The sequence below is a fragment of the Flavihumibacter petaseus NBRC 106054 genome (assembly GCF_000974785.1).
Taxonomy (GTDB): Bacteria; Bacteroidota; Bacteroidia; order Chitinophagales; family Chitinophagaceae; genus Flavihumibacter; species Flavihumibacter petaseus.
Genome location: NZ_BBWV01000005.1, coordinates 112,120 through 130,897 on the forward strand (window position 1 = coordinate 112,120; position 18,778 = coordinate 130,897).

Sequence of the window (18,778 nt, forward strand, 5' to 3'; positions counted from 1 at the left end):
TCCTGATTTTCAAATTTGATTACGCAGAAGTAATTCCAAAAGCTATTCCGGAATCTGCAACAAACTGAATGTCAATGTATACGGGATGAACTTATTGAAGGAGTAAGAAGGATTTCACGGTTATTCGTGAAACCAGTCGGCTTGCCTCACGGGTATCCGTGAAAAGCTGTCAGGAAATTTTTCCTTTGATCCCAAGCTTTTTCATTTTGTATTCCAAAGTCGTAGCTGGTATTCCCATGACTTTTGCAGCACCTCTTTCACCACTGATCCGCCCGGAACAACGCTTAAGAACAGAAATAATATAATCCCTTTCCTGTTCTTCCCAGGTTTTAAGCGGTGGTTGTTGATTATCGTAATAACTGTCAGACGAAGGCAGGAGGAAACTTTGTATTTCAGCATCCCGGCACAGGATAACACTTCGCTCAATAACGTGCTGCAATTCCCTGATATTTCCCGGCCAGTGATAGCGCAACAATTCATCAAAAGCAGCCGCATGTATTGACGGAATCGCCTTATTCTGTTTGGCACAGGTCTGTTGCAGAAAGAATCTGGCCAACAAAACTATATCTTCCTGGCGGTGACGAAGAGGAGGGAGGTCGATCGGAAATACGTTAAGCCGGTAATAGAGGTCGAGCCGGAATCTTGCCGCAGCAATCTCTTTTTCAAGGTCCTTATTGGTAGCCGCAACTATTCTGACATTTACTTTGATCGTATGAAGGCTTCCAATCCTTTCAATTTCGTTTTCCTGAAGCACACGCAGTAATTTTACCTGTAGTTCCAGCGGCATATCGCCAATTTCATCAAGAAATATAGTGCCACCGTCTGCCTGTTCGAACTTACCGATCCTTCGCGCCAATGCACCCGTAAATGCACCTTTTTCATGCCCGAACAACTCGGACTCTACCAGGTTAGCAGGTATAGCCGCGCAATTAATTTTTACAAATGGTTGCCGGCTTCGTGCTGAGTGTTGGTGCAGGTAGTTAGCGAATTTTTCTTTGCCGGTGCCGCTCTCACCATAAAGCAGTACAGACGCGTCACAGGGGGCAACAAGCGATAGCTTATCCAACGCTTTCATTAAGGCATCACTCCGACCAATGATCAGATCGGGGTTTTCCGCCGGGATAGGTCTGGAAGCAATACCTCCTGATCTTTGAACCTTAGTGACCTCTCCGGTAATTGTTTTCAATATTTTGTGCAGTTTTTGTTCAATCCTGCCCAGCAAATCGGTATGCTCCTTTTGAAATGCATTTTCTTTCCTGCTGAAACAATAAAGGATCAAAAGTTGGCTGTTTGTGGCATTAAATGGGTATACCAGGCAAGAGCGGAATGAAAATGAATCTGCCAGTACCCGGAACAACGGTTGATTTGCCAATAGGGTTTCCATGTCGCCCGAGAAGACTTCGGCATTTTTTAACCGCTGCGGCTGAAGTTTGATAGTATCGACCACTGGCAATGCCTGCCGCGAAATGTTACTCAATTCCTGTGGCCCAATCTCCTGGTATTCTCTGAATCCAACCCTAAGCAATCCTTTGCGTATGGACGACTGTTCATTTGACGGCCAATCTATCGAAAAGTAGTCAAAGGGAATATGTGACTGTAATACCGCCGCTATGGCAGTTAAAATTTGACTTATGGTTTCGCCTTCTTTCCTGATGCTTTCCAATTCATTGGACAGTATCTTCTCCCGAAACAGCTGCGACTCAAAACTGTTTTCGTGGAGGTATTGTGCGATATTCAATGCTACTAAAACATCTTTTTCCCGGAAAGGCTTTACCAAAAAACCATAAGGATGGGTTTTTTTGGCTGCTTCGAGCACATCGGCGTTGGTATTGGCGGACAAATAAATAAAGGGAATATGATTTTCCATAAGATTCCTGCCGAGGTCTACTCCCGTTCCCGGACCCTTTAAAAAGATATCAACTATTACAAACCGGGGATGGTGCTTTTTGATTGCCTGTAAAGCTTCCGGTACCGACTGTACCGGTTCACAGACCGGGAAGCCGGCATTCTCCAGAATTACCTTCAGGTTAAGCGCTTCAATAAACTGGTCCTCAACGATCAGAATTTTCCCCTGCATATTCTTCTATATTAGTTAACTCAGCGCCTGGTACAAAATGAATCGCAACCGATGTGCCTTGTCCAGCGTCCGTTACTACTTCGAGCGCTGTCCCGATCTCTTTTGCCAGACCTTTCATCAATTGAAATCCAAGTGTATTATCTTGCAACGTTTCATTTTGAAAGCATATGCCACAACCATTGTCTGCTATGGATAAACTGCAGGTTTCATTATTGTTCATAAAATAAATCCTGATAGTGCCGGGTCTGTTGCCCGGAAAAGCATACTTGATCGCATTAGTGACAGATTCATTGATAATCAGACCCACTGGAACAGCTAAGGCTACATTGAGATAAACTTTGTCAATCCTTAGATCAAAGCTGATCTTACCTTTTACACCATATATGTCCCGCAGATGTTCAACCAGTTCATAAATGTATGATGGCATGTAGGTTTCAGTACTGTTTCCGGCCTGATACAACTTCTGATGAATAAGTGCCATCGCCGTAATCCTGTTCTGGCTGCTCCTTAGTACATCCTTCATGTCGTTGTACTTCAAATGGGCAATCTGTACGTTTAGTAAACCTATGACGGTTTGAAGGTTATTTTTGACCCGATGATGGATTTCCTTCATTAACCACTCCTTCTCGCCAACAAGTTTTTCCAACGTTTTATTTTTCCGGTTAATTTCCTGTTGTTGTCGTTCCAGCAGGATATTGCTGCGCTTTTTAAACCGGTAACGATTGTATGCGATGATAAGCAATAGCAGAAGCGCAAAGGAGATAAAAACAATCATATTCCTGATGAGACGTTCCTGCCTGATGAGTTTCTGCTGGGAATGGCTCTGTTGAACCAGCAACTGGATGTTTTCCTGGCGGGACTGCAACTCCATATCTTTCTTACCGGTTTCATATTCAACTTTAAGTTGTTCAACCAGGTTGTTTTTTGTTGAATTGAACAGGGAGTCGGAGATGTTTTTGTAATGTTGGTAGTGCCGGACAGCAGATGCAAACTTTCCGCTCATTGAATCTGCCTGGAAGGACCATAAATGGTATTGCCTGTCGGCAATTGCTGAAGGGGAAGACTTCCGCATTTCGTAATAGCTGCTGAGATGCTGATAAGCCAGGTCTATTTGTTTGGTGGCAATCAGGTATTTGATAATTGGCCCCTCCAGGGCACGGCGCGTTGGATCGGTGGCCGACAGTTCACTTAACGCTTTACTGAGGTATTGATAATATTTTTTTGCGGAATCCGGCTGATTCACCAGGATATATCCGCTCATGTACAACCGGTTGATCATCTGGTTTGGCGGACGTGGATATTTTCTGGTAATGCTATTCATAAGGTTCAGAGTCTCTCTTCCCTTATTCATAAGAACATAGTTAATACCGATGTTGGTAGCCAGGATATAAATTGACGTCGTATCGCGGTGACTGATAGCAATCGCCAGTGATTTTTGAAAATAGTCATCCGCATTCTCAAACTGGTCCAGTTCGAGGTAAGTTGTACCAAGCCGGTTATAAAGAGTACTCAACTGGCTGGAATCCCGCTGAAGTTCTGCCGTTTTAACGGCAAGCAAACCATATCGGATGCCTTCCAGCAGGTTACCGTTGGTAGTGTAATGGTCTCCCAGCAAATCATATGTCCCCTGGAGGTCGAATCCCCTGAGCGGTTTTCCCAGTTCAAGTGCTTTGCTGAGCATGGAAATCGCAGTGGCGATATCGTGCTTCATACCATATAGCTCCCCAATAACCTTGTAGGTATTTGCAGCATTTAGTGTATCACGGGACAACAAAAAATATTCCCGGGCATTTTCATAATAGACTATTTTCTGAGCAAGTTCGTTGGGGTTAAACGCGTTGTAGTATTGAGCAAGCTCAATATAGGAATGCCCCGTTTGATTGACCGAACGCGTCCTGGCAAAGATCGCAATTGCGGAGTCTGCAAATACCTTTCCGGATTGCGGTTGTTTTAGTTCACGGAATGCCTGTGAGCGAAGCAGGTAAGTTACCCCAAGCTGCTTTTCATCTCCAACGAGTTTTGCCTGAGTTTCAACTTTTGTCAGGAGCCTGATGCTGCTGTCAAGGTCCGTTGGATCTTCGCCTTTCTTGAAAATAAGCGTTTTGGCGATTTGCAATGTTTTGTCTATGTCTGCAGTATTGTAGGTGCTTCCTTGTTGTGCACACAATCCGGTTGCAGAGAGGGCAAGCAATAACTGTATGGTAATGGCAGTCCGCATACCTTGTTTTGGAATCAGTCAGCCTACCTACAATTTAGGCACTTTTTGCCAAAGAATGGGACCCTGGGAAGCACGCACTAGCGTTAACCGGGTCCAAAAAATATTGGAAAGTTAGCGGGTCAATTAGAAATATTATGTGGAGAAAGGAATTGAGTATAAATGTCGGAAACTCTGATTTTTTCTCTTTTACCTGCTGCGGTCGGATTATAGTCAATCTTATAGCACTTTTCAAAATGTGGTTTTGACGTCTTCCCTGCAAGCATTGATATTTCCTGTTAGCTTGTATTCGCGCGCCCGGTTCATAAACTGAATAGCCGCTCTACTAAAGATTCTCCTACTAATCACTAACCGTATACTCCATAAAGAAATTCTTTGTATCGAAAACCGGCTTATGGGCCAGGTCTTTCCATTTCGAGGTGGCCTTGTTTTTTACCGGGTCGCACTCATCGGCAAATCCCATATCCATGCGCAACACGCGGAATTTGGTTTGCTTTTTTAAGGCGGCATACAGGTTTTTAGCAGGCATCTTCCAGCCCTTCTCCCGGTCAATATTGGGATCCTTGGCATCGACAGGGATCATGGCAACCAGCTCGTCGTGCTGCATCGCCAGCAGACTGTCTTTCAGCGTAGCATTATGGCTGGCATGGTGCCCAACCTTGTACAGCACGGTATTTTCCAGCAACGATTTTGTGGTAAATCCCGGCTTTGCATTCTTCCAGGAAATTTCATTCCACGACAACCAGTTGCCCGTCTGCGCATCTGCAGCGAACAGGAGCACTTTCTTTGACTTGACCAGCTCAAAAGCCAGCACAAGACTACTGTTGTTGGTGAAAGAGTCAAGATACAAAGCAAGCCCTTCGGCCTGTTCCAGCCATTCCAGGTCGATCTGACGCCATTGGTCGTCGGGGTCGTTGTAGTCCTTCATAAATTGGCGGTCCAGCTGACGGGCCGTTTTCTTAAAGCTTTTGTTGAAAGGAAACTGGTCTTCTTCACGGCGGTCTGCGCCTTTGCTCCTTGCAGCCAGGGCTGAAAGGATCCGGCTGGCGGAGATATTGGCAAATGCCAGTTTGGGATCAAAGGACTCATTTTTTTTAGGGTCCTTATCAAACAACAGTTCCCTTTTCCGGGGCGGACCCATGACATACACTTTTACCTGGTTCTCTGAAAAGCGGGGCAGCTCCGGCTGATCTCCAGGGGAAAGATATTTGACGGGATTTGCACCGATCTTTTTCAGAATCCCGATTCCTTTTGCAGGAATTTCCGGATCGTCCCCTTTGGCGGCCGTGATGGAATAAAAACCCAGCAGGTCTTTTACAGCAGTGAGATGGTCACCGGCAAGCTGCAATTTTTCGGCATGACCATAAATTTGCTGCAACTGGCTGACCAGGTTTTTCTGCTCCTGCTTGATGCGTTTCGCCAGGGTTTCCGTGGGGTCATCCAGCCACGACAGCCAAACCTGGTCCACCAGGTTATTGAACGTTGCCTCCGCATGCACAAATCCTGATACGTGATCGTTGTGCTGGTGAGTGCCTACCACGATATCCAGCTTCTTGCCATTCAGGTCTTTTTTGATATGAGCAGCTATTTTCTGCATCCGGGTGATAGACGCAGCGCCGTTGCGAAACGAGCCGCAGTCGATGAGCACGTTGGTTTCCGTCTGACCATTTTTGAAACGGATCAGGAAACAGTCCCCCAGTTCGCCAACCTGGTACATACGTGTCGTTACGGTGATGGACATATGAATAGTTTAGGCTTTTTTAAGAATGTAATTGTGCAATATTGATATCCTTAAACCCATTCCCGTCTTCATACAGCGATTCTGAAAAAGAGGGATTGCCGGCTGCACGCCCCAGCTGAAAATCCATTTGTGCGGTAAAGCGATGCTGGCTATGGATATTTTTATAGATAATGTACTCGACATCGTAGTTGCCGGACATGTTCAGGATCAGTGTACACCCGCCCCTAAATTTGGCACCTTCGAGTGGACCGGATCGGAACCGGATGGTCTGGGACAGCGTGATCAGGATCTGCTCTACAATTTTATTCTCACGGCCAACCCGGTAAACCGGCCGGACCTTATGTACTTCCAGTCCCGGTGCCTCTGCTTTTCCATAAAAGCCTCCGTCGTATTCGAATTCTACGGCTTCGTTGGTCAGTCCCAGCTTGGATAAAAAGTTTTTCCAGATCGTTTCCGTCACATTGAAGCTGTCAGAATTTTCCAATAAGATCAGCCGAAGTTTTTGTTGTGCCTTCCAGCTTTCGTTGAAGATTTCCTCGCGGTGATCACCGGGCGAGAGACTCAGGTCGATGATATGCCGGATATCGTCTTTCAGCCGGTTGGCAATGGAAGCCCAGATGTCTTTTTCCTGCTGCGTGAGATTGGTCGGTTTTGCCCATTGTAAGGATTCCACTGAAAGCGTATTGACCCGGTCCGGAAATATTCCCCAGCTCCTGAAGGAGTCGATCAGTGCGATCCGGTAACCATTGGTGTCGCGGGGGGAAGTATCCACATCGGCTGTAATCAGGGCCCGCAGGAAGTCACCGAAATTGATGTCCAGCGGGGGACAATAATCCAATGCGCGGATCGAAATATGAAGCAGGTGCTGCGCAATGGTACAGGCCTGATCGGCCAGGCGTTTCACCAGGTCAGGATGAATGGCGCCGGGTTGCAGGATCCCTGTGCCGTTGGAAGCGATGCGCAGCAGGTCCTGTGTTTTATCATTGTATAAACGTAAAAAGGCGTCAAAGAAAGTGGCGACCAGTATGGCACCGCGATCATGACATTCAAACTGCTTTTCGTAGAGAGAAGGATCAGGTGTAAAGCGTTCCCATACACCTTTGGCATTAACCGCGCCAATGGCACCGCGCAACGCGCCACGGTTGTTTTGCAAGGCGTTTCCGAACTGGGTGGCCAGTTCTCCCAATACACTGTATTCGCCCAGGTTTCCCCTGGTGCGCGCGATCTGGTGTTCTACGAGTGGAGTAATGGTGAACCGCTGGAGCAGGGCCACAATGTCTGCAAACGCCTCGTGAAAGGCAGCAACATCTTTGTTGGTATTCTCCAGGAACCGCGGATGAATACTGTCCAGCAGCGCATGGGTGGTTTCATGCGCAATAATATCCGGGGACAGGCAGGTGAAGATCACGCCACCGGGAAGGTTACTTCCCTGGATTTGTGAAGCCGCCTCGAAATACCCAAACAGGATGGCTTTCTTTTCGGAAGTATAATAGGCGTTGGCATCCCGGAAGGCATGTGGGTACAGCCTGAGCCTTGCATTGTAGGTACCGGCCGGGGGGCCTTCATCTTTTTCTTTTTTCTTTCGGGCCAGTTCCGCTTTGGAATCGAATTTCAGGTTGGTCGCCCAGATGATTTTTCTGCCCAGGGAGTTTTCAAAGTGCTCCAGGGTTTTCATGGCAATCGTATAGACAAATTGCTGGTGAAATTTGGGGTTTCCTTCACTGGGCGCCTCGCCGTCCTGGGCGAGTGTATAAGTGTCGTTTAAATCCACCGGTTCATACCAGCAGTTGCTGGCCGGATCATAGTCATACACTTCAAAGTATTGCCCTTTGGGTCCGGGTGAAAGCTCATCTTCCCAGGGGACGGCATATACGATTTCATTAACACCTGCGGTATCCAGTTTGGTAGAGAAACCGGGATCAAGCGAATAGCCACGGAGTTGACGGCTGGTTGGGCGGTTCATGATAGTAGTATTTATTAATACGGTATTGTTTATATTATTATTTATTGACTGGGTGAAACTGTTGAATCAGGACAGGGCAATACAGCTTCACCTGGATCTCCGTAAGCGCTTCCGCCTGGGCGATGAGGCCATCTACCTGTTTTTTGCTTAAAGCGGTAAGGTTAGTGCTCACCGACCGGGCTGTTTTCAGGGCTGCAGCATCGGGGAGGCGAACATGATCGTAGTCGATACGGTGCTTCAGGTAAAGCGTGATCGCTTCAGTAAACGCTTTGGGATTTTCCTGCCATTCTACAGGCAGTTCGTGCGCCTCCACAACGGATTTCGGGATCTGCTTTTTTTCGAGGTTCCTGATAAACCCCTCGATGCAATTTTCTGCATCCCAGCCCAGGGAAAAATAGGCCACCTGCCGGTTTGCGGTACTCGCGTTATCATACACGTTGCGCACCATCTGCGCGTTCTTAATCCGCGACATAAAGACATTGACGGTTTCCATCAACAGGGAAAGGGTATTCACGAAATGTAATTCACCGGATGACCCGCTCCCGGCATCGCTGGTAATAACCGTATCGCAGGCGTAGGAACCTTTCTGCATCACTTTGTGGATACCCTGGTTGTCGTAGACGCCGCCATCCACCAGTATCGGATGTACCGTGTCTGCATCAGCCGGGTTTAAAAAAAATTGCCGGTCAATGGTAACGGGAGTGAAGGCGAAGGGCACACAGCTGGAGGCCATGACGGCCCTCGCAACTGGAAAAGCCGCTGCTTTAAATTTGACGGGTTCGTCGAGGAACTGGTAAGTACTGTCCTGCATCCAGTTTTTGGAAAAGGTAAAGGGCCTGGCGGTCTGCAGGTTGGTGGCGCCAATGACCAGCGTTGGATTGGTTTCGAGTTCGCCGAGTTGTTTTCCCTGGTAGAAAAATTCATCGTAGATCTCTTCGATACGTTTACTGATGGGAAACAGGTTAAACTGGTATTTCAGCACCAGGAACAGGATCAGGGCCAGGGCCACAGGAAAGAGCCAGGCCTGGGGGGTGAACAGAAAATAAAAGGATCCGGCAAGTGCCAGGAACAATAACAGGAACCTTAGCCCCATCCAGGAGAACAGAATTTTCCTGATCACATTTTTGGTTTGCAAACCCAGGTAAAGGTCCTGGTAAAAACTGTCGAAGCTGCCTTTGTGGCAACAGTAACAGGCACCCGTGATGGACCCGCCGGAAATGGTAGACAGCACATCGACAAGCGGCAGGATCTTCATGTCGTGCAGTTTTTTGAGTGTGCCGAGGTGAAAGGCCGAGGCCCGGTAACCGCCGCCGGATAAAGACAGTCCCAGTTTATGTTCTTTCATATGCTTTTACTTCTTGTCGTCGTTGGATGGCCCGACGAACAGGTTGAGGGAATAACCCAGCTGGATTTGCGTGAAATTGTCGTTCCGGTTGTGGTGCTCATGTGTCCACCGGAAGCGGAAGAACAATTTGGAATAGTCACCGGTTTTCAGATGACCGTCGAACCCATATTGGAAAAGACCGTTCTTGTTGGTCAGGGAATAGGCGTCATTCAGGATCTTTTCCCTGATGTATTCAGCGCTAAGGGAAGCGCCCCAGCGGTGGTCGGGCTGGAAATTGACCTGGGCGCCCCAGGAAAAGTACTGGCTGTTCAGGGGGATGGAATTTTGGGTGAGGGAGTCGGAAGGTGAACCGACCCGGGTACGGAACCAGTAATAGCCGATGTTCAGCGGGCTGACGTTAAATTTTAGCTGCGGGAAATTGAACCGGATGATGTTTACCTGGGCGCCGAAAGAGGCGAGCTGGTAGCGGTATAGCTGAATCGGGGTGATTTGATTGGACACAAGTTTACCGGAATCGATTACCCGGTTATGTTGTTCCAGTTTGGAGAACAACAATTTTGGTTCGATGTAGGGGAAAAGTGTAAAGTAGGGAGAGTGGAATTTTCTGTTTTTAACCACTACAGTTTGCCACCCGAATGAGTCTATTTTTTTCAAGGTTGATTCGTCACCTTCCCCGACGATCAATTTATCCTTTTCTGCTTTGGTCAGCGGGAGGTATTTCGTGTTGCTGCCTCTTAGTTTAAGGCCATACAGCACTTTCTTCTTCTTTCTTTCCAGGATGACTGTTTTTTCAATTTTTCCGAACTGGACATTCTCTGACAACTCATCCTTGCTGGCGTTGATCAACAGGTTGGATTTGGAATTGATGTTGATCTTCCGGCGGGCTTCGATCTGGATCAGGCCATTTGGTTCTTCCTGGTCCAGCCCGATAAAATCGGTGAAGGCCGCAATTTCCAGGATCCTTGACCTTTTTTCCTTTTTCAGTTCGGCAATGGGGTTGGCCGGGCTCAGGGCAACGGTCCGGTCGGAAGGACTATAATCTTCTTTTTCACTTTCCAGCACGATGTTCAGCGTCAGCAGGTCACCCATTTTGATGTATCGGGTCAGGCCACGGATGCCGGCGGCGTTGTATGCATACAGTTTAATGTTGGCGAATTTTTCCGGGTCAAATTTTCCGGAGATACTGATCGGGAATTGATTTTTGAATTCGATATAGTCGCGGGGCGACTGGATGCTCCTGGCGGCCAGGCTGGTATCGACCACCTGTACCGTGATGTTTTTGATGGCGCCACCTTCAGTTTCCACGCTGACATGGTTGATGAAATGGTTAAAATAGAGCAGGCCATAGACGCCGCGGTAATAAGTAGAGCTGTTGTTTTTCAGAAAACTGTTGATCCGGTCCTTTTTCAGGATCAGGTAGGCAGTGACCGGCTCATCATCTACAAACTGCAGGCGGGCTTTAATACTGAAAAACACTTCACGGGCTACGTTACCCAGGGTGTCATTGTCTGTGGCCCCCTGGATCTCCGTCATGATTTCTGTAAACAGGGTGACGAAACCATCCACATCAAAACCGGAGAGGGGGAGGGCACCGGCGTTGGTTGTATCACTGCCATTTTTGCCTGTTTTATCCGGCTGATCTGATATCTCTTCTTCGTTTGTTTCTTCTTCCATTGCTGTTTGATCCGTTGTTTTGCTCAGGTCTTTGATGGTAGTGTCGGAATGGGTGGAGCGGGTGAAGGCGCGGCTGATGTTAAAAGAGTACCGGTCTGCTGCCAGCATGGAAAAGTCGTAGTTGTATACCTTTTTCTGGTACACGAAAGTACCCAGGATACGGGTTGGTTTGACTTGCGCTACTACCAGGAGTGGCAGGGCAATGAGCGAGATTGCTGTAATAAATAATTTCATATGGAATAACCTACAAACTATTTCCGACAGGCACAATCGGGAAAATCCACCTCCTTTTACCGCATTTTTCCCCTTTCTTCACCCGTTTACACAGGTATTCTTCCTCTTCCGCACTTTCCGCACCCGCTCCCTGTCTGAAACAGCCTGTTCACCTGCTCAACACCTAAAAACCTGCATATAGGAAAGAACAAATCACAAAAAAACCGAACACTAATGGCCGCCGGGATGCCGAAAATGAAGACGTCTTTCGCCTGAAGCGCAAAACACCAGACAGGTATAGTGACGGATCCAACCACGAAAAGGAGATCAAAGCATATTTTGAAAACAGGCGAATGCGGATGAAGATTGTCTATTTCTGGCTCGACGGACCAGGTTCGTGAATCTGAGTGGGTTTTCCTAGTTGGCTGTGAACTGATTGTTCGCCACATCCTTCAAAAATTTGATCAGTCCGCCGAAATAGTTTTCCGGATCATCATATTGCGCGCAATGCCCGGCGTTTACCGTTAGATTTCTCCCGTGCTGCACCTGTTTCGACATCCATTCCATATACTTCGGATCCATCGTATCATATTTTCCGCCGATCATCAAAGTAGGAACGGAGATCTCTTTTAAACGACCCGATACGTCCCAGTGCTTCAGGGTGGCATTTCCTGTTACGCCAAATTCGCTATACCCCTGCATATACACATAGATTTTCGGGTTGAGGTGTGAAAAAGCCCTGTTGATAAATTCCGGCCATTCTTCCAATGGCTTTCTCACCACATGCTCTGTGTAATAATTTTTCATCAGCAACTCCGAGTATCGCGGGTTCTGAAAATCTCCCTTTGCTTCCAGGGCAGCAATTTCCTTCCAGACTTCCGGCGGAAGTTGCGGCGCCAGTACTTCTCTGGCATATTTCTCATATTCCGGTATACTGGCCATCATATTGGAAATGATCAGGCCTTTCAGGTTCTGCTGATACTTCAGCGCATATTCCATCGCCAGGAGTCCGCCCCAGGATTGTCCCAGTAAATAGAAATTATCTTTATCGAGTTTCAATGCTTTCCGCACCTGTTCCACCTCTTCCACGAAATGCTGGGTAGTCCACAGCGTGGAATCGTTCGGTTTGTCGCTGTAATACGAATCCAGCTGGTCGTAATAGATATATTCTATGCCTTCATTGGGAAGATAGCCGTCAAAATTCTCGAAGAATTCATGCGTCCCGCCGGGACCACCGTGAAGCAGCAGCACTTTTATGGTCGGATTGTTTCCCACGCGTTTTGTCCAGACCTTAAAAGTCCCTTTTGGTGTGGAAATGGGGATCATTTTTATCCCGCCCGTCACATGGTCATCGCTTCCGGAATAATCAAAATAGGCGGGTTTTTTGATGCTGGTATCTGCAGGTGATTTGTCAGCTGTTGTAGATGCTTGTTTGCAGGAGAACAAGCAAGCGGCAATCAGCATTGTACTTAATATTAATTTCATCAGAACATTATTTGTAATGTTTGCTGCGCGATAACTGTGGTATCCGGATCAGCTTGTTACTTTGAGGATCTACATAAAACTCTTTAAACTCGGGATTTTGTTTAATCCTGGTATAATGAACCTGATCAATTTTTCCTTCGGTCCAGATAAACTGTTGGGTACGCTTATTCCATGGGCGGCCGTCGATCATCTCTACCTGGTCGGCAACAAACCAGAAGACCATCTCTTTGTAGGCAAGCAATTTGGTGGGTATGCGGCTGATGATCTCTGAGTATACGGCGTCCCAGTCATTGCCGGTTTGTCCGCGGAGAAAGCGGACCAGCAACCCGTAATTGATCTTCCCATTGTAAAACTTTGTAGTGGCCTTAATCGGCTCGTGGAAAGGGAGGTCCTCCAGTGACTGGAATTTCTGCAGGTGACGTTCATCGGCATACCGGCCGTTATGCAAGTGGTCACGCCTGCTTCCCGCAGTCTTCATCATTGAAATTAACCACCGCTTGTTGTGTTCTCTCATAAATCATTCGAATAAAGCCTCCGTTAAAATAGCAAATCTTTCCATGATCTTACGCAATCGTTAGCCTGCAGGAAAAAAGTTGCACGTTCATTACCTTATCAGACTAAATCTTTTACGTGATACGATTCTTTTTCCGGCTGGTTATTGGCCTGGGCTCCCTGGTGGGTGATGCCAATGCACAGGAACAACCGTTTCAATGGCACAACCCGGCTAATTCCGATGTTCAGGGGATCGCAGGCCGTGGCTGGGCATCCGGGTTTGCTTCTCCCTTTAACAGGTTTCCGGGCAGCGCAAAAGAGCAACTACGGAATGACGTGTGGCAACTGTCGCGGAACAGTGCCGGCCTGTATATCTCCTTTACCACCACGGCACCGGAAATAGTGGTGCGGTATACTGTTGAAGGGGGGATGGCAATGCCGCATATGCCGGCGACCGGCGTCAGGGGGGTGGATCTTTACGCCCGCGATGAAAAGGACTACTGGCATTGGGTAAACGGGAAGTACAATTTTGGCGATACCGTTGAATACAAATTCTCCCATATCCACGCCGCGATTCCCCTGAAAGAGTACCGGCTTTACTTACCCCTGTACAATGCGGTAAACTGGCTGGAGATCGGCGCTGCGGAAGGCAGCAGCTTTGCTTTCCTGCCGGTGCCGCAATCGAAACCCATTGTTTTTTATGGCACATCGATCCTTCAGGGCGCATGTGCCAGCAGGCCGGGACTGGCCTACAGCAATATGCTGGGTAGAAGATTGTCTCAGCCGGTGGTCAACCTGGGGTTTTCCGGAAACGGGTTACTGGAAGCTCCTGTCATTGATCTCCTGCAATCCATTGATGCATCCCTGTATGTACTCGACTGCCTGCCTAACCTGTACGATGCACAAAGGTTCTCCCGGGAAGAAGTACAACAGCGCATAGAAACCGCTGTTATGAATCTCCGCAAAACGCGTCCTGATGTCCCCATCCTCCTGGTTGAACATCCGGCAGGTGTGGCAGCAGCTTCCCTCGACACTGCGCTGGTGAATCCTTACCGTCGGGTAAACCAGTTGCAGCAAGCCGTATTTGACAAGCTGCAGCGGTCCGGGATCAAAAAACTGTACCTGTTGCCGGCGGAAGCTTTCTCCTTCGATGCCAGTACAACCGTCGATGGCACCCACCCGACAGATATCGGCATGCAGCGCTATACCGATACTTATGAACGGATGATCCGTAAAATAACCGGGAGGCCGGCGAAAAAGCAGTAACCACTAACTATCACCACCACATGCACAGAAGAATCCGGGTCAGCAGGCGGTACGTTTTCTCCGATAAATCGCTGATAGCGGGTTCGGGTGGCACTTTCGAAGGTCAGGGCCATACGATCATCTGGGCTAAAGAAGTTTTGACATACGATGGCCAATCCAGGCTCAAAACCTATACAAATGACCTTGGGTATGGACAGGCGATGAGTTATGAACCTACAGGTACTGGTCTCGATAGCCTATACCGGGTATTAGGTGGATTGGACGGTCACTACCTGATGGCGCCGCAGCGTTGGGATTTAACTTCGCAATCTGGTTTCCTGCCATATCCCTGTACTTTTTTGCTGGCAGTTGGTTCCCAGGATATAGAAGTCACGATGCATAAATCTGGTCTCATTCGCGAAGTCCAGTCCCTGCCGAATGGTGAAATGAATCCGGACACGCAGATTTTCAGCTTTGAAAACGTTCTGGACGAGGATCAGCGGATAAAGCAAACCACCATCCGATCGGATAACAATACAATAGGGGTATGGAAACTGGAGTACTCTGAATAAACCCTGATATCAGCGGACTTCAACCCTGCGCTCAATCAAAGTCATAGCGCCTTGAAGGTGTAATGATAAATGATGTGAAAGTCCGTATAAATGTCCCATTTCATCTGCCTGGCTGAGATTTCCACAATCTTTGTCGGATAATCAGTAGTGTTGGTTTCCTGCTCCTGTTGCGTATCGCTGAGTAGTTCGATATAGGTATCTGAGTCAGTCACCTTCCAGGTGCCCGATTCAATTATATTGCCATTTAATTGCGGGTTGAGTATAATATTGTCACTGTAAATAAAGGTCAAATCACTATTGAACAAAAGGTAATCGTCCTTGATATAATCCTCCTGAGATGGAAACTGATCGATAATGGGGTTTCCGGTATCTGTTGTGCCGGTTATTGATGTAAGCTGCCATTTTTTGTTGACCAGTAACTCCATTACCGTTTGTTTGGACAGGTTATCAGATTTGCTTTTGGAACACGCCAGAAATGCTGTCAATAGGAGGAGGAGGGAGGTTTTTAATATTTTCATAGTGTTTCAGGTTTTGGCAGAATGTGTTGGTATGACTTTCAATACTAAACATTAAACCGCGGCGCAATCTAGTGAATTGATCCGAAACGGAAAATGTCTATCCCGGAGCATTATGGAATGCCATCCTAACCAATTATCTTTAACATCAACAACTGGAATTTTTACCAAAAACCACCATCTTCATCCTTGCCCCGCAGGACTGGCCAGCCATAGCAGCAAAACCGCTGAAGGATGTTTATGGTTTCTCCCACAATATTGATGATGTGCGGCTGGTCGTAGCGACCGACGACAATGCCTTCTGGGCGGGCTTCCTGCCCGCAGTGGACAAACTTCCACCTGCCGTTGCAGCACAGATCAAAAAGGCCTATGGCAGGCAGGACGGCTCCTTTACCATGATGCCCTTCTTTGATCTCCTTGCCCTGCATGAATATGGCCATTCCTATACCGCACAGGCGGGACTGAAAATGCAACGACATTGGATGGCCGAATTGTTTGTCAACATCATGTTGCACACCTATGTCGCCGAAAACCAGCCGGACATACGACGGAGACACGGTACACGGTGATACGGTAAGAGGCTAAAGACGAAAGCGGGCTTTGCATTCCGAAGCCCTGGCGAAGGAAGACTTTGTCTCCCAAAGCCTTGGCGAAGGGAGATGCTGTTTTCTGAAAATGCCTAATTCATAAATCTGAGTGAAATGAGCCACTACACTACATTTCACAAACTTATACGTTTTTGCATGGTTTTTCTCCGGAAGAGAGCAGGAGTGGGATTGAAACAATCTCCGCAGCTTTTGGGTCAAAACACTGTTCCTGCGATAAAAACAATTTCCTTCTTTTAACTCGCCTCAGGCAACCAAACAGGCATGCAGGCAGCATGCAATATACTTTACATTTTCTGTAAAGATTTTTGTATATTTACAATGGCGCTGATTGAAGTTAAGACTGGCAGAATATTGAGCGTCAAAATAGTGACGTTGGAAAGGGAAGATTATAAGAAACTGACTAAAGGACGGTACTTTTTTCCTGGAGATCTTATTTGCATCGGTCAGATGTTACTTTATATAAGTTGATGATTGATGGTGACGATGATATTCTGGGCGTGATGGCGATCATCCGGTTTCCCGTGGAAAGCAGGGTTGAAATTAATTTGCTGACTTGCTCCAGGGAAAATATCAGCAAGACAAAGGTATACGACGGCATAGCCGGACATCTTATTACCTTTGCATGCCGCATTGCTATCAGTCTGCATAAATGCCGGGCTTGTGTGTCACTGGTGCCAAAACCAGATTAAAGCCACATTACATTGAAAATATGGAATGAAAGATGCCGGACGCCAACTTTTTTTGGAAGGGGAACCGTTAAACAATATGATTCTCAAATATCAATCATGAAGACAAAAAAGGAAAGAGTCAGATTTTCATCGGCAGAATTGGCTGAAGCCTTGGTCTATCCTGTAAGATTAACGCCGGAGGAAAAGAAGGCCGCGGACAAACAGCTAAAGGCTGCAAGGTCCAAAGTTCAATCTGAAACGTCGCCAGCGGAAAAGCTTAAAACTAATTTACTGTATCTAAGGTTTAAGCTGGAAGATTACCTGGAAAGTGAAGTATTTGATCCGGGAATGAGATTCAGTTTTTTTCTGAAAGAATATATTCAACTGCAGAACAAAAAAAGAAAGGAATTTGCCACTGAGATCGGTATTGATGAAACGGAATTAAGCCAGTTGATCAACAACCACCGGTCTCCCGGTGATAGTATTATCATACGCCTGGAAATACATTCTAAAAAAACCATACCTGCTATTGCCTGGTTCAAGTTGGTCGAAAGGGAGAAGGAACATTATATCGCTACCGACAAAGCGATAAGAAAACAGGAGGCCAAAAAGGTTTTCAATAAGCTGTCAGTAAATATTGTTCAATAACCTGCCTTAATAGAACAGTTCCAGGTTGATCATGTAAATAGTGCCTTTGGCGCCGACGACGGTGGGATAACTGTAATAGCCAACGGGTGAATGATTGGAAAAGATCACCTCCGGATTTATACGGAAAACCCGGTTTTTAAAGGGATGGAAATTCAGTCCGAAGTTCAATTCAGACGGGTAACCATATTGCCCGTTAATATATGACCCTACAGCGTAGACCTGTAACAGCTTGTTTACCACTATAGCTGAAGCCTGCATGGAAAAGCCATTGTCCTTCAGTCTGGAAACGGGAATCACACCTGTCGTGGTGAATTTGGACACCCAACGGATAAAGTACTCTGCATCGAACGAGAACCCCTTGTATTTGATGCCGCCGTTAAAAGATGCCATCTCGTATTTGGCCTCTTGCACCTGTGAATTGGGCGCCAGGGCATTCAGGCCGAAAATGCCGGTACCATCGGAGAGCCGGATCTGGCTGTTTTCCGGCGCATCGGTACCGGGTTGGGACTGGCGGGTCTCATTGCTTCTCGTAAACGATCCGCCCACAATGGTTGCCAGCGACGCATGCTTTTCAAAATCGCCAAATGGACCCAACCTGCCGAAATCGCCGGTAGTATGCCATAGCGCAGTACTCCAGGTATTGAATCCATCATCGAGCTGTCCCGCGTCTACACCCAGCTGGCTCAGGTTGTTTCCCAGCATCGTTTTATAGTATAGCCCGTTGACGATTTCTCCCTGAAGCCAGACACCGGTGGTGAAGGATCCCCTGAAATATTCCTCCGCCATGGGCCTTGCATCCTGCCGCAGCCACAAGGGCCATTGACCATACAGCGACCTGCTGGTAGGAAGGGCACCGATACCGGCACCCACATCAAAGTGTTTGTTGATTTCATATTGCAGGTTGCCCGCCACCACCACCTGTGCGCCCTGCCCCTGGTTGGCATTGGACGTCCACACATACGTGAAGTACCGGAATTTGGGTGTAAACAACCAACCCTTAAAATAAAGGGTAACTTTTTGAAACTGGATATCATCCCGTTGGGCAACATCATGGGTTTGTCCACCGACATCCGTATAACTATCCTTGATGCCTTTGGAATTCAGGTAACGGATTGTTGCGAAGGGAGAAAAGATCAGGGTGCCACCTTTTTTACTCACCAGTAAGAATCCAGTACCCGGCCGGTGGTCACTGTTCTTTTCCCGTGTGGAATCTTCAGGTGGGGTTGAACCAAACTGTGCACGCAACGGAAGGCTGCCTGCCATGGTGATCAGAACAACCATTGCGATACGGTAACTTGCGATCATAACTCAGATTTT

The 18,778-nt window shown here is 47.4% G+C and carries 14 protein-coding genes; 4 read left to right on the forward strand and 10 right to left on the reverse strand.

Going from position 1 to position 18,778, the window contains the following annotated elements; all coding sequences use genetic code 11:
• Nucleotides 1-169: 169 nt before the first annotated feature.
• From FPE01S_RS26365 to FPE01S_RS22835, 8 genes are all read right to left on the reverse strand, one after another.
• Nucleotides 170-2,077 carry a sigma 54-interacting response regulator gene (locus tag FPE01S_RS26365; RefSeq protein ID WP_046371432.1) on the reverse strand — a complete coding sequence of 636 codons (1,908 nt, stop codon included), beginning with the start codon at nt 2,075-2,077 and terminating at the stop codon, nt 170-172.
• Nucleotides 2,052-4,295 (reverse strand): histidine kinase dimerization/phosphoacceptor domain -containing protein, encoded by a 2,244-nt coding sequence (locus FPE01S_RS22805; RefSeq protein WP_046371433.1) that lies wholly within the window; start codon nt 4,293-4,295, stop codon nt 2,052-2,054. Before FPE01S_RS22805 ends, FPE01S_RS26365 begins: the two co-directional genes overlap by 26 nt.
• A gap of 337 nt (nt 4,296-4,632) precedes the next feature.
• Nucleotides 4,633-6,033: an MBL fold metallo-hydrolase gene (locus tag FPE01S_RS22810; RefSeq protein WP_046371434.1), complete on the reverse strand. Its 1,401-nt coding sequence runs from the start codon at nt 6,031-6,033 to the stop codon at nt 4,633-4,635.
• Between the two features lie 19 nt (nt 6,034-6,052).
• Nucleotides 6,053-7,996, reverse strand: a complete 1,944-nt coding sequence (locus FPE01S_RS22815; RefSeq protein WP_046371435.1) for a gluzincin family metallopeptidase — start codon at nt 7,994-7,996, stop codon at nt 6,053-6,055.
• A 37-nt stretch (nt 7,997-8,033) separates the two neighbouring features.
• Nucleotides 8,034-9,341: a patatin-like phospholipase family protein gene (locus FPE01S_RS22820; RefSeq protein ID WP_046371436.1), complete on the reverse strand. Its 1,308-nt coding sequence runs from the start codon at nt 9,339-9,341 to the stop codon at nt 8,034-8,036.
• A 6-nt stretch (nt 9,342-9,347) separates the two neighbouring features.
• Nucleotides 9,348-11,249, reverse strand: a complete 1,902-nt coding sequence (locus FPE01S_RS22825; RefSeq protein WP_046371437.1) for a hypothetical protein — start codon at nt 11,247-11,249, stop codon at nt 9,348-9,350.
• 396 nt (nt 11,250-11,645) lie between these two features.
• Nucleotides 11,646-12,713 carry a proline iminopeptidase-family hydrolase gene (locus FPE01S_RS22830; protein WP_046371438.1) on the reverse strand — a complete coding sequence of 356 codons (1,068 nt, stop codon included), beginning with the start codon at nt 12,711-12,713 and terminating at the stop codon, nt 11,646-11,648.
• Nucleotides 12,714-12,720: 7 nt separating this feature from the next.
• The gene (locus FPE01S_RS22835) at nt 12,721-13,194 is read right to left on the reverse strand and encodes a hypothetical protein (protein WP_157474139.1); all 474 of its coding nucleotides are present in this window, start codon (nt 13,192-13,194) and stop codon (nt 12,721-12,723) included.
• 149 nt (nt 13,195-13,343) lie between these two features.
• Here FPE01S_RS22835 and FPE01S_RS22840 point away from each other — a divergent pair, with 149 nt between their 5' ends.
• Entirely contained in the window at nt 13,344-14,471 is a 1,128-nt protein-coding gene (locus FPE01S_RS22840) for an SGNH/GDSL hydrolase family protein (protein WP_052956114.1), read from the forward strand.
• A 20-nt stretch (nt 14,472-14,491) separates the two neighbouring features.
• On the forward strand, nt 14,492-15,022 hold the full coding sequence (locus tag FPE01S_RS22845) for a hypothetical protein (protein WP_046371440.1): 531 nt from the start codon (nt 14,492-14,494) through the stop codon (nt 15,020-15,022).
• 41 nt (nt 15,023-15,063) lie between these two features.
• Here FPE01S_RS22845 and FPE01S_RS22850 read toward each other — a convergent pair whose 3' ends face one another.
• Nucleotides 15,064-15,540, reverse strand: coding sequence for a lipocalin family protein (locus FPE01S_RS22850; protein ID WP_046371441.1), 477 nt, complete (start codon nt 15,538-15,540; stop codon nt 15,064-15,066).
• A 263-nt stretch (nt 15,541-15,803) separates the two neighbouring features.
• On the opposite strand from FPE01S_RS22850, the gene FPE01S_RS22855 reads away from it, so the two are divergent.
• Both FPE01S_RS22855 and FPE01S_RS25255 read left to right on the forward strand, forming a co-directional pair.
• On the forward strand, nt 15,804-16,106 hold the full coding sequence (locus tag FPE01S_RS22855) for a hypothetical protein (RefSeq protein ID WP_052956115.1): 303 nt from the start codon (nt 15,804-15,806) through the stop codon (nt 16,104-16,106).
• A gap of 824 nt (nt 16,107-16,930) precedes the next feature.
• A complete protein-coding gene (locus FPE01S_RS25255; protein ID WP_052956116.1) occupies nt 16,931-17,461 on the forward strand; it encodes a helix-turn-helix domain-containing protein in 531 nt (176 codons plus the stop codon).
• Nucleotides 17,462-17,467: 6 nt separating this feature from the next.
• On the opposite strand, the gene FPE01S_RS22870 is transcribed toward FPE01S_RS25255, so the two are convergent.
• Complete coding sequence (locus FPE01S_RS22870; RefSeq protein ID WP_052956117.1) at nt 17,468-18,766, reverse strand: hypothetical protein; 1,299 nt, start codon at nt 18,764-18,766, stop codon at nt 17,468-17,470.
• Nucleotides 18,767-18,778: the final 12 nt, after the last annotated feature.